Annotated in this window: 12 protein-coding genes; 5 read left to right on the top strand and 7 right to left on the bottom strand. The window is 61.9% G+C overall.

The genetic code is table 11. The features are described 5' to 3' along the window. Genes AB8A33_RS20250 through AB8A33_RS20235 form a run of 4 tightly spaced genes read left to right on the top strand, consistent with a single transcriptional unit; the run spans window position 1 to window position 4,595 of the window. On the top strand, window positions 1–1,107 hold the full coding sequence (locus AB8A33_RS20250; protein WP_439094361.1) for a microcin C ABC transporter permease YejB: 1,107 nt from the start codon (window positions 1–3) through the stop codon (window positions 1,105–1,107). Next, a complete protein-coding gene (locus AB8A33_RS20245) occupies window positions 1,107–2,285 on the top strand; it encodes an ABC transporter permease (RefSeq protein ID WP_439094360.1) in 1,179 nt (392 codons plus the stop codon). Before AB8A33_RS20250 ends, AB8A33_RS20245 begins: the two co-directional genes overlap by 1 nt. Window positions 2,286–2,294: 9 nt before the next feature. Further along, window positions 2,295–3,932, top strand: coding sequence for an ABC transporter ATP-binding protein (locus AB8A33_RS20240; RefSeq protein ID WP_439094359.1), 1,638 nt, complete (start codon window positions 2,295–2,297; stop codon window positions 3,930–3,932). Window positions 3,933–3,938: 6 nt separating this feature from the next. After that, a complete protein-coding gene (locus tag AB8A33_RS20235) occupies window positions 3,939–4,595 on the top strand; it encodes an NUDIX domain-containing protein (protein WP_439094358.1) in 657 nt (218 codons plus the stop codon). Here the strand turns inward: AB8A33_RS20235 and AB8A33_RS20230 are convergent. Continuing rightward, on the bottom strand, window positions 4,579–5,430 hold the full coding sequence (locus AB8A33_RS20230; protein WP_439094357.1) for a C40 family peptidase: 852 nt from the start codon (window positions 5,428–5,430) through the stop codon (window positions 4,579–4,581). The two genes, AB8A33_RS20235 and AB8A33_RS20230, sit on opposite strands and share 17 nt — an antisense overlap. Continuing rightward, complete coding sequence (locus tag AB8A33_RS20225; RefSeq protein WP_439094356.1) at window positions 5,423–6,802, bottom strand: leucyl aminopeptidase family protein; 1,380 nt, start codon at window positions 6,800–6,802, stop codon at window positions 5,423–5,425. Before AB8A33_RS20225 ends, AB8A33_RS20230 begins: the two co-directional genes overlap by 8 nt. Window positions 6,803–6,974: 172 nt before the next feature. Between AB8A33_RS20225 and AB8A33_RS20220 the strand changes: the two genes are divergently transcribed. Then, entirely contained in the window at window positions 6,975–7,778 is an 804-nt protein-coding gene (locus tag AB8A33_RS20220; RefSeq protein ID WP_439094355.1) for a tetratricopeptide repeat protein, read from the top strand. Window positions 7,779–7,832: 54 nt separating this feature from the next. Here AB8A33_RS20220 and AB8A33_RS20215 read toward each other — a convergent pair whose 3' ends face one another. The 5 genes from AB8A33_RS20215 to AB8A33_RS20195 are packed head-to-tail and all read right to left on the bottom strand — an operon-like array spanning window position 7,833 to window position 13,284. After that, window positions 7,833–8,807 (bottom strand): type II secretion system F family protein, encoded by a 975-nt coding sequence (locus tag AB8A33_RS20215; RefSeq protein ID WP_439094354.1) that lies wholly within the window; start codon window positions 8,805–8,807, stop codon window positions 7,833–7,835. 10 nt (window positions 8,808–8,817) lie between these two features. Continuing rightward, on the bottom strand, window positions 8,818–9,792 hold the full coding sequence (locus AB8A33_RS20210; RefSeq protein ID WP_439094353.1) for a type II secretion system F family protein: 975 nt from the start codon (window positions 9,790–9,792) through the stop codon (window positions 8,818–8,820). Between the two features lie 10 nt (window positions 9,793–9,802). Further along, entirely contained in the window at window positions 9,803–11,257 is a 1,455-nt protein-coding gene (locus AB8A33_RS20205; protein ID WP_439094352.1) for a CpaF family protein, read from the bottom strand. 21 nt (window positions 11,258–11,278) lie between these two features. Then, window positions 11,279–12,547 carry an AAA family ATPase gene (locus tag AB8A33_RS20200; RefSeq protein ID WP_439094351.1) on the bottom strand — a complete coding sequence of 423 codons (1,269 nt, stop codon included), beginning with the start codon at window positions 12,545–12,547 and terminating at the stop codon, window positions 11,279–11,281. Beyond that, on the bottom strand, window positions 12,544–13,284 hold the full coding sequence (locus tag AB8A33_RS20195) for a CpaD family pilus assembly protein (protein WP_439094350.1): 741 nt from the start codon (window positions 13,282–13,284) through the stop codon (window positions 12,544–12,546). Before AB8A33_RS20195 ends, AB8A33_RS20200 begins: the two co-directional genes overlap by 4 nt. Between the last annotated feature and the right edge of the window lie 3 nt (window positions 13,285–13,287).

The following is a 13,287-nucleotide window of genomic DNA, read 5'->3' as shown; positions in this document are numbered from 1 at the left end:
ATGGGCGCATATATCGCACGGCGTGTGCTGCTGATGTTTCCCACACTGCTGGGAATCCTGTTCGTCTCCTTCGTCGTGGTGCAGTTCGCGCCCGGTGGTCCTGTCGAGCGCGTGATCGCGCAGCTCAGCGGCGCCGACACCGGCGCGTCGCGTGTCTCCGGCTCGTCCGGCGGCGACTTCGGCAACCGTGCGCAGCCCGGCGCGGCAGGCGACGCGGTGAACTCGAAATATCGCGGCGCGCAGGGGCTCGATCCGGATTTCGTCAAGAGCCTGGAAAAGCAGTTCGGCTTCGACAAGCCTGCGCCTGAGCGGTTTGCGCTGATGTTGTGGAATTTCGCCCGCTTCGATTTCGGCAAGAGCTATTTCCGCGACACCACGGTGCTGCAGCTGATCAAGGAGAAGCTGCCGGTGTCAATGTCGCTGGGCATCTGGATGATGCTGATTACTTATCTGATCTCTATTCCACTCGGCATCCGCAAGGCTGTACAGGACGGCTCGCGCTTCGACACATGGACCTCGGCAGTCATCATTGTCGGTTTTGCCATTCCAGGCTTTCTGTTCGCGATCCTGCTGATCATCCTGTTCTCGGGCGGATCGTTCTGGAGCATCTTCCCGTTGCGCGGACTGACCTCCGATGGCTGGAGCCAGTTCCCGTGGTACTGGAAGATCATCGACTATTTCTGGCACATGACACTGCCGTTAGTGTCGATGGTGCTCGGCGCCTTCGCCACCATGACGCTGCTGACCAAGAACTCGTTTCTCGATGAAATCCGCAAACAATATGTGATGACCGCGCGCGCCAAGGGCTGCAACGAGCGGCAGGTGCTCTACAATCACATCTTCCGCAATGCCATGCTGATCGTCATCGCCGGTTTCCCCGGCGCATTCATCCACGCCTTCTTCTCCGGCTCGTTGCTGATCGAGACGATCTTCTCGCTCGACGGGCTCGGCCTCCTTGGCTTCGAAAGCGTGCTGAATCGCGATTATCCCGTGGTGTTCGGCACGCTGTTCATCTTCTCGCTGGTTGGTCTCGTCGTGAACCTTCTGTCCGATCTGGCCTATATGTGGATTGATCCGCGGATCGACTTTGAGGCGCGAGAAGTCTGATGACCATCACCGCGCCCGTGCCTGTCGAAACCACCACGCTGTCGCCGCTCGGCGAAGCGGTGCCGCCATCGCGTCACCCGCTTGGCATCTCCCCGCTCAACCAGCGTCGCTGGCAGAACTTCAAGTCCAATCGCCGTGGCTACTGGTCGTTCTGGCTTTTCATGTTCCTGTTCTTCATCTCGCTGTTCGCCGAGGTGATCGCCAATGACCGGCCGTTCTTCATCAAGTTCGATGGCAAGATGTATTTCCCGGCCTTCGTCACCTATTCGGAGACGACCTTCGGCGGAGACTTCGAGACGGCCGCGGATTATCGTGACCCCTTCCTGCAGAAGCTGATCGCCGAGAAGAACGGCACGATCCTCTGGCCGCTGATCCGCTATTCCTACGACACGCACAATCTCGATCTGCCGACGCCTGCGCCTTCGAAGCCGACCTGGATGCTCACTGAAGAACAGTGCAAGCCGGTAGTCGAGAAGAAGGGCCTCAAGAGTTGCCGCGATCTCGAATATAACTGGCTTGGTACTGACGACCAGGGGCGCGATGTCGTTGCGCGACTGATCTACGGCTTCCGGATCTCGGTGCTGTTCGGCCTCGCGCTCACCATTGTCTCGTCGATCATCGGCATCGCGGCCGGCGGCGTGCAGGGCTATTTCGGCGGCTGGGTCGATCTGGCCTTCCAGCGCTTCATCGAGATCTGGAGCGCGATCCCGTCGCTTTATCTGCTGCTGATCCTGTCTTCGGTATTAGTGCCCGGCTTCTTCGTGCTGCTCGGCATCCTGCTGCTGTTCTCATGGGTGTCGCTTGTCGGTCTCGTGCGCGCCGAATTCCTGCGCGGCCGTAACTTCGAATACATCATGGCGGCGCGAGCGCTTGGTGTGTCCAACGCCAAGATCATGATCCGGCATCTGCTGCCGAACGCGATGGTCGCGACCATGACTTTCCTGCCGTTCATCGTCTCGTCCTCGGTGATGACGCTGACTGCGCTGGATTTCCTCGGCTTCGGCCTGCCGCCGGGCTCGCCGTCGCTCGGCGAGCTGCTGTCGCAGGGCAAGGCCAATGTGCAGGCGCCATGGCTCGGTTTCACCGGTTTCTTCGCGGTGGCGATCATGCTGTCGCTGTTGATATTCATCGGCGAGGGCGTGCGCGATGCCTTCGATCCGCGCAAGACGTTCAGGTAGGGCCGCCGCATGGATGCCATCAACCAGCCGCTGCTCGATGTGCGCGATCTCTCGGTCGCGTTCCACCATGGCGGCAATACATCGGTCGCGGTCGACAGGGTGTCGTTCGAGATCAAACGGGGCGAGTGCGTTGCGCTTGTGGGCGAGTCCGGCTCGGGCAAATCCGTCAGCGCAATGTCGATCCTGCGGCTTTTGCCATATCCGACGGCGTCGCACCCGTCCGGCCATATCCGTTTCAAGGGCCATGAACTCCTGAGCATGTCGGAGCGCGAGATCCGCGGCATCCGCGGCAACGATATCTCGATCATCTTCCAGGAGCCGATGACCTCGCTGAACCCGCTGCACACGATCGGTGCGCAGATCGGCGAGATACTGCAACTCCATAACGGCATCCGCGGCAGCAAGGCGCGCGAACGAACGCTGGAATTGCTGACGCAAGTCGGCATTCCCGACCCGGAAACGCGCCTCGCCAGCTATCCGCATCAATTGTCGGGTGGTCAGCGCCAGCGCGTGATGATTGCGATGGCGCTCGCCAATGAACCTGATCTCCTGATCGCCGATGAGCCGACCACCGCGCTGGACGTCACGGTGCAGGCGCAGATCCTCGCTCTGCTGGCCGATATTCGTCAGCGGCTCGGCATGAGCCTTCTCTTCATTACCCACGATCTCGGCATCGTCCGCCGCATCGCAGACACCGTCTGCGTCATGAACAATGGCAAGATTGTCGAGCAGGGTCCGGTGGAGCAGGTGTTTACGTCGCCGCAGCATCCCTACACACGCGATCTGCTTGCTGCCGAGCCGAAGCCGGATCCGGCACCCCCACGGCCCGAAGCGCCGGTGGTGATGTCCGCGGACGATCTCAAGGTCTGGTTTCCGATCAAGCGGGGATTACTCCGCAAGACGGTGGGCCACGTAAAGGCAGTGGACGGTGTCAGCCTGAAGGTGCGGCAAGGCGAGACGCTCGGCGTCGTCGGTGAATCCGGCTCCGGCAAGACGACGCTCGGTCTTGCGCTACTGCGCTTGATTTCCTCGCAGGGGCCGATCGTGTTCCTGAGCAAGGATATCCAGGGCCTGCAATTCAAGGATCTCAGGCCGATTCGGCGCGACATGCAGATTGTGTTCCAGGATCCGTTCGGGGCGCTGTCGCCGCGTATGTCAGTCGGCGATATCGTCGCCGAGGGGCTCAGCGTGCATCAGCCTTTTCTTTCGCCGGAGGATCGTGAGACGCGCGTCGTCAAGGCACTGCAGGATGTCGGCCTCGATCCCAAGACCCGGTTCCGTTACCCGCATGAATTCTCGGGCGGCCAACGCCAGCGCATTTCGATCGCGCGCGCTGCTGTGCTGGAGCCGAGCTTCGTCGTTCTGGACGAGCCGACCAGCGCGCTCGACATGCTGTTCCAGGCGCAGATGGTGGACCTTCTGCGCGAGCTGCAACGCAAGCGCGATCTCACTTATATGTTCATCTCGCATGACCTGCGTGTGGTCGCGTCACTGGCCAGCCACCTCATCGTGATGCGGCACGGCAAGGTGGTCGAAGAAGGCCCGGCGGCTGAGCTGTTCAAGAATCCGAAGAGCGACTACACCCGCGCGCTGTTTGCCGCAGCGTTCAGGATCGAAACAGCACCGGGCGGGGATGCTGCGCAGTAGGATACGATGACGAAAGACAACGATTACCGTCCCACCATTACAGACCGTGCTGCCGATGTCGCTGTCTCGGCTCCGACGGTGGTCGGACGCGGCTTCATGACCTACGAGCGGTACGATATCGCGATTATTCGTGCGGACGATGAGACACTGCGGCAGCAGCGTGACATATTGCGTGCCAGCAAGGTGGCCGCAGTTCTTCCGGTCGATCTTGCGCGCGGCGAAGTCGTGCTTATTCACCAGTTTCGTTTACCGGCGCATCTGGCCACGGGGCGTGGCGAGATGGTCGAGATCGTCGCCGGACGGGTCGACGGGGACGAATCGCCGCTCGCTGCCGCTGCGCGAGAATGCGCGGAAGAGATCGGCGTAACGCCGCAGCGTTTGCTTGAACTCTATAGCGTGCTGCCGACGCCAGGTTTCACCGACGAGTATGTCACATTCTTTCTCGGCTTCATCGACAGCAGCAAGGTGCCGACACGTGGCGGCCTGGTTGGCGAGACGGAGGATACCCGGCCCTTCGTCGTTTCCATCGATGAGGCAATCGCTGCGTTGGATAACGGCGCGGTTCACAATGGTCTGATGGTCAGCGCACTGCAGTGGTTGGCGCTGAATCGGGAGCGACTGCGGGAGTGCTACGAGCGCGCGGCATCTAGTCCAGCCGTCTGATGCTCGTCACGACGCTGCCAGTCGCCTTGATCCGTGCGATGGCGCCCTTCGTGTCTTCAATAGCCGTTGCCATGTGATGCGCATTGGCATGCACGATCGTATCGGCGTCGCGGACGATCGCGACGTGACCCTTCCAGAAAATCAGGTCGCCGCGCTGCAGATGCTGCATCTCGGAGTCTGACAAGGCGCGGCCGAGGCCGCTCTCCTGCATGTCGCTGTCACGAGGGCATCCGGTTCCCGCGGCGGTCAGTGCGATTTGCACCAGCCCCGAGCAATCTATACCGAGGCTGCTCTTGCCGCCCCAGAGATAGGGTGTGCCGACGAAGCGCTCGGCCACGGCAACGAAGTCGGCCTCGAACGCATCGATCTCCGCGATATGCTGCTTTGGCACGCAATGTCCGGCGCTCGTCATGGCAAATGCGTCGGTCATCTTGACGATGGCCAGGCGCGCGCCCAGCGGCAGCGTATCTGTCGGCGGCAGCTTGATGGAGGGGCCGGGAAAGAGGAAGGTCCGGAGCGCGATCACCTTGTGTGTCGGTGTTGGCCCGGGTGGATAGAGTGCGAGATCCGAGAGCCAGCCGACATAGCCGTCGCCATTGAGTTGGCCCCAGGCCCAGCCTTCTTCGTTGCGGTCGTAGATGGTGAAGCGCTCGCCCTTCAAGGCTTGCGTATTCATTTCGGCGCCGGAGAATGGCTGGAGCCGCATGGAGGTGACGCCATCGGCAACCTCGAATTCTTCGCCGTCGACGAAACGTGCGGCCTCAACCTGACCTTCAAGATAGCGCGCGGCTACATCTGGCCGTGCGGGCGTGAGCCTAGGGTCGCGCTTATCCATAGCGTTGGCTCAATAGCTGATAGATTGCGCGCGCAGCCTGACATTCGCCACCTTCGGGGCGCGCCGGTTTCGCCGATGGCGTCCAGCCATAGATATCTACGTGAAGCCAGCTCTTTGCGGCTTCAACAAAGCGCTGCAGAAACAGCGCACAGGTGATCGAGCCGGCAAAGCCGCCAGACGGGGCATTGTTGATATTGGCGACCTTGGAGTCCAGCCAGGCATCGTAAGGAGCCCAGAGCGGCAGTCGCCAGAGCGGATCATTCTGCTCCTTCGCACAGCGCGCGACGTCGATCGCCAGCGTCTCGTCATTGGTGTAGTAGGGCGGCAGATCGGGTCCGAGCGCCACGCGTGCGGCGCCCGTCAGTGTACCCAGATCGACCAGCAGGTCCGGCTTCTCCTCGTCGGCATAGGCCAGCGCATCGGCCAGCACCAGGCGGCCTTCGGCGTCGGTGTTGCCGATTTCGACGGTCGGGCCCTTGCGCGACTTGAAGATATCGAGCGGACGGAAGGCATTGCCGGCGACGGCGTTTTCAACGGCGGGGATCAGCACGCGCAATCGCACTTTCAGTCTGGCATCCATCACCATCAGCGCCAGCGCCAGGACATTGGCGGCGCCGCCCATATCCTTCTTCATGATCAACATGCCGCTCGATGGCTTGAGGTCGAGACCACCGGTATCGAAGCAGACGCCTTTGCCGACCAGCGTCACCTTCGGATGCGACGGATCACCCCAGGAGAAATCGATCAGTCGTGGCGCGCGCGTCGAGGCCATACCCACAGCGTGGATCAACGGGAAATTCTGCTGCACGAGGTCATCGCCCACAATGCATTTGAAGTCTGCACCAAAACGCGTGGCGAGATCCCTGGCGGCCGCGGCGAGCTCTTCCGGCCCCATATCGTTCGACGGCGTATTGATGAGATCGCGCGCCAGTGCTGCGGCTTCGGCGATACGGCTGATCTCGGCGATATCGACGCCATCCGGCGGCATCAGCTTCACCTTGGGCGCATCATTCTTGCGATAACGGCCGAAACGATAGCTGCCGAGGGCGAAAGCGAGCACGGCGAGGCGGGTGTCGTGGGGGGCGTTGGCGAAACGGTAGGTGCCCGGCGGCAGCAGGCCGGGTAACTGTCCGGGGCGGAACAGGTCACGGTGGGTCGCGCCGTCGTCTTCCAGTCCGAAGATCACCTGGGCGATTGCACCGTCCTCTGCCGGCAGCGCCAGCCAGGCGCCGGGCTTCGCTGCAAAACCGTTGGCCGCGGCGAAAGTCTTTGCCCGCGCCGGCAGTGCCGCGCTGATCTCGGGCCAGGTAGTCTTGGTCGCGAAGGTGATCGGTATGGCTGATGCGGCGGTCGTCTCAAAGGCGGAATACATATGCAGAATCTCGCGAAGGGGAGCGGCAATGACACCTGAAGCGCAAAGGGCGTCAAGCGACGGTATGGGAGGATATGGCGCAGTCTGCGCCGATTAACCAGCCATTAGGGTTAACACTCTATTGCTGAAGTCCTCCGGCCCGCCCGCTCACTCCATTGTTGAGTCAAACTGCATGCGTCAGCCCCCTTGTCTTGCCCGGCTTTTGACGACTGCGGCCGTGACGGCAATTCTGGCTACCGGCCTTGCCGGCTGCAAGACGGCGGGCATGTCCGATATCACCGGTTCCCTTGGCGCTCGCGCAGAAGCAACGGCCGATGCAGATCCTGCCCGCGCCGTTGAAGTCTATGGCGAGCGCTATCGCGCCAATCCCAAGGATGTTGACGCTGCTCTGCGTTACGGCCAAGCGCTGCGCGCCAATGGCCAGCGCGCCCAGGCCGTATCCGTGTTCGAACAAGCGACCCTGACGAATCCCGGCAACAGGCCGCTGCTGGCAGGCTACGGCCGCGCGCTGGCTGACGCCGGCAGCTTCCAGCGGGCCTTCGACGTGCTGACCACCGCGCATAGCCCGGCCAATCCGGACTGGCGTATCCTGTCGGCACAAGGTGCCGTCCTTGACCAGATGGGCAAACATGACGAAGCCCGCCGTTACTACGGCAGCGCGCTGAAGATCCGGCCGGAAGAGCCGTCGGTGCTCTCCAATCTCGGTCTGTCCTATATGCTCTCGAAGGATCTACAGCAGGCTGAGGCGACGCTGCGCCGTGCGCAGGGCCGCGGCAATGTCGATCCGCGCGTCCGCCAGAATCTCGGTCTCGTGGTTGGCCTGCAGGGCCGGTTCGGTGAAGCGGAATCCATCGTGAGGGCTGACCTGCCGCCAGAAGAGGCGGCGGCGAATGTCGCCTATCTCAAGCAGATGCTGAGCAGCAAGGGTACGCCGCGTCTGGGCGCCCAGGACGACGACGCACCGCGTCGGTCGTAATTTCTCGCAGGTCAAATTTCGTAATGACGTTTAGCAAGGCCAAGCTCACCGGCCTCACTGCATCGCTGCGACCTTGATGCCGGTCGGGCCGAGAATGACGACGAACAGAACCGGCAGGAAGAACAGGATCATTGGCACCGTCAGCTTCGGCGGCAGCGCAGCGGCCTTCTTCTCGGCTTCGTTCATGCGCATGTCGCGGTTTTCCTGCGCCATCACGCGAAGGCTCTGACCGAGCGGGGTGCCGTAGCGTTCTGACTGCATCAGCGCCAGACAGACCGATTTGACACCTTCAAGTCCGGTGCGCTTCGCAAGGTTCTCATATGCAACCTTGCGATCCTGCAGATAAGACAGTTCGGCCGTGGTCAGCGTGAATTCCTCGGCCAACGCCACCGACTGCGATCCGATCTCGATGGACACGCGGCGAAATGCGACTTCGATGGACATGCCAGACTCGATGCAGATCAGCAGCAGATCGAGCGCGTCCGGAAATGCGCGGCGGATCGACAGCTGGCGCTTGGAGATCGCATTCTTGAGAAAGATCATCGGCGCCTGCAGGCCAAGATAGGCGGCACCGAGGCACATGCCGATCTTGATGGGCATCGATTGCTCCATCCGCGAGATCACGAACACGTAGAGGATCGCGAAGACGAGGAACACGATCGGTGTCACCGCGCGGAAGAATAGGAAGGTGATATAGGGCGCCTGGCCGCGATAGCCGGCCATGACCAGCTTGTCGAGCGCGGCTTCCTGCGCCAGCCACTTGCCGAGGTTGAAGTCGGTCACGACCTTGGAGACGAGTTGCTTGGGCGTCTGGCGCAACGACACTCTCTCGCCTTTCGCCATGCGGTCCCGCTCGCGTTGCCGCAGCCGCTCCCGTTCGCTTGCGACCGCCTTCATGCGCTTGGCGAGGCCATCGCCGGCGAACAGCGGCGTAAGCAGGCTGTAAGCCGTCGCTGCAACCGCGATCGCGGCCAGCATCATCGTCATGAAGCGGACGTCGTGGAGCTTTGCTATCAGGATATCGACCATGTCAGCACCATCAGAAGTCGAAGTTGATCATGCGCTTCATGACGAAGATGCCGCAGGACATCCAGACCACGCAGGCCGCCAGCATCAGCCGGCCCGTCGGATGGGTCCACAGCAGCGAAATATATTCAGGCGTGCTGAGATAGACGAGCAGCATCACGATCGGCGGCAGCGAGCCGATGATGCCGGCGGACGCCTTGGCTTCCATCGACATGGCCTGGATTTTCTCGGCCATCTTCTTGCGGTCGCGCAACACCTTGGAGAGATTGCCAAGAGCTTCCGAGAGGTTGCCACCCGACTTCTGCTGAATCGCGATGACGATGCCGAAGAAGTTGGCTTCCGGAAGCGGCATGCGCTCATAGAGCCGCGCACAGGCTTCGCCGAGCGGCATACCGATCGTCTGAGTTTCGATGATGGCAAGAAATTCGCCGCGCAGGGGTTCCGACGCGTCGGCGGCGACAACCTTGATCGAATCGAACAGCGGCAGGCCGGCCTTGATACCGCGAACGATGACGTCGACGGCATCCGGCAGCGCCTTGAGGAAGGCGGCTTCGCGCCGCTTCTTGAGAAAGCTGAGAATCCAGCGCGGCAGGCCGAAGCCGGCGGCGAATCCGAGACCGGCGGCCGCGAGCAGACCGCCGCCAAATATCATGGTCATCAGGAAGCTTCCGCCCCCCAGAATGCCGGAGATCACCATGAATTTCTGGTCGCTCCAGTCGAGACCGGCTTGTGCGATCCGGATTCCGAGAGGGATCTTCTTTTCTTTCTGAAGACGTGCTTCGACCTCTTTGAGAGATCCCTCGACCTGCTCGCGCCGGGAGCGTTGGTTTCTGTCGACCTGGCGCGCCACGGGCTCCGCCCGCGCGACCGATGCGCGGCGGGTTTCGGCCTTTTTCTCGCCGGACAACAGCGGATAGAGAAATACCCAGGCCAGACCGCCGACAGCGATGCTGGCCATGAATGCCAATGCGAGCGCCTGCATGTTCATCATTCGCTCCTCAGTTCGGCGCTATGACTTCGGCAGCATCGAGCGCCGCCGCGAGCCGCTTCTCCTCGCCATAATAGCGGGCACGATCCCAGAACCGCGGCCGGCCAATGCCAGTCGAGCGGTGTCGTCCGATGATGTTGCCGTTGGCGTCCTCGCCGACCATGTCGTAGACGAATAGGTCCTGCGTAATGATGGTATCGCCTTCCATGCCCATCACCTCGGTGATGTGCGTGATGCGGCGCGAACCGTCGCGCAGACGGGCGGCCTGCACGATGACGTCGATCGACGCGCAGATCATTTCGCGAATGGTGCGTGAGGGCAGCGAGAAGCCGCCCATGGTGATCATGGATTCGCAGCGCGACAGCGCTTCACGCGGATTGTTGGCGTGGAGGGTGCCCATCGAGCCGTCATGGCCGGTATTCATCGCCTGTAACAGGTCGAATGCTTCGGGTCCGCGGACTTCGCCGACGATGATCCGCTCCGGACGCATACGCAGACAGTTGCGCACTAGTTCGCGCATCGTGACCTGGCCTTCGCCCTCGATGTTCGGCGGCCGGGTTTCGAGCCGCACCACATGGGGTTGTTGCAGCTGAAGTTCAGCGGCGTCCTCGCAAGTGATGATGCGCTCGTCGTCGTCGATATAGTTGGTGAGGCAGTTCAGCAGTGTGGTCTTGCCTGAACCGGTACCGCCGGAGATCAGCACGTTGGCGCGGCATCGGCCAATGATCTGAAGGATCTGAGCGCCGTCCGGCGAGATCGCGCCGAATTTGACCAACTGCTCGAGCGTCAGCTTGTCCTTCTTGAACTTACGAATCGTCAGCGCAGGACCATCGATGGCCAGCGGCGGCACGATGGCGTTGACGCGGGAGCCGTCCGCGAGACGGGCGTCGCAGATAGGTGAGGATTCGTCGACTCGGCGGCCGACCTGGCTGACGATGCGCTGGCAGATATTCAGCAACTGCTGATTGTCCCGGAATCGGATGCCGGTCTTCTGGATCTTGCCAGCGACTTCGATGAATACCGTGCCGGCGCCGTTGACCATGATGTCGGCGATGTCGTCGCGCGCCAGCAGTGGCTCCAGCGGGCCGTAACCGAGCACGTCGTTGCAGATATCGTCGAGCAGCTCTTCCTGCTCGGCAATGGACATCACGATGTTCTTGATCGCGATGATCTCGTTGACGATGTCGCGGATTTCCTCACGCGCGGATTCGCCGTCGAGCTTGGCGAGCTGCGCGAGGTCGATCGCCTCGATCAGTGCACCGAAAATCGTCGCCTTGACCTGATAGTAATTGTCAGAGCGGCGCTCTGCGACGACCGGGGCTGGCGCCGCGCGGGCTGGCGACAGCGGCGGCGACGACATAGCCGGCGGCGCAGACGCAGTCATCGCGCCGGGAGAGGACTCCGGCACGTTGGCGGGCTTCACGGCCCGGACATCGGTATCTGTTCCGCTACGCTTACCAAACACGACAACACTCCATGCGGTGGATTACTTCGACCGCAATTTCTCCAGGAACGGACCCAGGAAGGATCCTCGTGGCTTCTTGGTCTCGCCGCGGCCCGTCAGCCGCTGCGCAATTTGCAGAAAGAGTTCGGTGGTGCGATGGCTGGCCGCAATCTCGGCAATCATCTGACCATTATTGGCGGCTGAGCCGAACATCTGCGGATCGAACGGGATCGTGACGATCGGCGGTGTCTCGATCGCCTTGGCGAATTCGCTGGCGCTGATTTCGGGCCGCTTTGGAACGCCGACCTGATTGAGGCAGTACAGCGGTGCACGATCATTGGGGCGTGAAGCCTTGATCAGATCGTACATATTCTTGGTATTGCGCAGGTTGGCGAGATCCGGCGCTGCGACGATCAGGATGTCATCTGCGCCGATCAGTGCCCGCTTGGTCCAGCCCGACCATTGATGCGGAACGTCGAGCACGATGCAGGGCATCGTCGACCGCAGCGTGTCAAAGATCGAGTCGAAGGCCTCGGCGCCAAAGTCGTAGACACGGTCCAGCGTGGCGGGGGCAGCCAGTAGACTGAGATGATCGGTGCATTTCGACAGCAGCCGGTCGATGAAGGCAGTGTCGACACGATCCGGCGAGAACACCGCGTCGGCGATGCCCTGCGGCGGGTCCTGGTTGTAGTCCAGCCCGGCAGTTCCAAAGGCGAGATCGAGATCGGCGACAACGGAGTCCAGTGCCAGATCGCGTGCGATCGCCCAGGCGACGTTGTGGGCGATGGTGGACGCGCCGACGCCGCCCTTGGCGCCGACCACGGCAATGATGCGGCCGACTGCCTTGGCTTCCGGCGCCGAGAACAGTCCGCAGATCGAACGAACGACGTCGATCGTCACAACAGGCGCGATCACGTAGTCGCTGACGCCGCGACGAACGAGCTCGCGGTACAACGTGACATCGTTGACCTTGCCGATCACCACGACGCGGGTACCGGCATCGCAAACCGTCGCCAGTTGATCAAGACCAGCGAGAATGTCGCCACGCGGTTCGGTCTCGAGAACAATGACGTTCGGCGTCGGTGCCGACCGATAGGCCTCGATGGCCGCAGGCATGCCGCCCATCTGGATCTTGATGTGAGCCTTGCCCAGACGCCTGTCTTCGGCGGCGGCCTGCACGGCGGCAGCGGTTTCCACGGTCTCGCAGAACGCCTGCACCGACACCCGCGGTGCCGGCGCAATATGCTCCTCTGCCGCGGGTGTTGCGGCAGTGGGCTCTTCGTCTGCGGTTTTCTGCGCGTAGCTAATCATTGGCCCACATTGCTGATTTTGGTCTTGTCTTCGGGATAGGTCGTCGCGGTGCTCTCACCCTTGCGATACTTGTCCAGCACCACGGTACGTCGGCCGGCATAGACAGGAGATTCGGCGCGCGGCTGAACCAGATCCGAAGGATTGGCGACCATGGCGGCGAGATTGCGTTGCTGGGCGCAGCCGAGATTGTAATACGGCTTGTTCGCGAGATAGCCCTTGTTCTTGATCGACGACGCAAGGTCGTCGGGCCAGGTGCCGCACGGACCGGCCGAAGCCGCGATCAGCGGGTAGCTTACGCGAATGGTCGGCAACATACGCGGATCGCTCGGCTGATAGCTGCGCATCAGGACGCCGTTCTGCGGCACGCCGATTGCCATCAGGAGTGAATGAACCTCACGATAAGACTCTTTGGCAGCGCGTGCATTCGGTGTATTGACCGGCACCTCCGCGGTGATGACGCCGGTGCCTTCGCGTAACCAGTTCTGACCGAGCGATATGACATCCGCGCGCTGTGTGGCAGACAGGCCGCCGCGCTGGCTGCCGACGAAGACCTCGGTGGTCTTGGCCCGTTCTTCGACAACGATGGGATGCCGCAGCCGGTAATCGTCCGGTATGCTCGACGTGACATCTTGCGCAACGGTCTTGCAGCCGCCGAGCGCGAGCGTCAGGAATAGCAGCGCGCCAGTAGCCGTCCGCGTGCGCGAAGAGTGTATCGCTGTGTGATTGATCATGGTCATCGG

Origin of the sequence: Tardiphaga sp. 813_E8_N1_3, assembly GCF_051811025.1 — a bacterium.
Classification (GTDB): domain Bacteria; phylum Pseudomonadota; class Alphaproteobacteria; order Rhizobiales; family Xanthobacteraceae; genus Tardiphaga.
The sequence above is the reverse complement of the archived record's forward strand: the minus strand, read 5'-3'. Positions and strand labels throughout refer to the sequence as shown.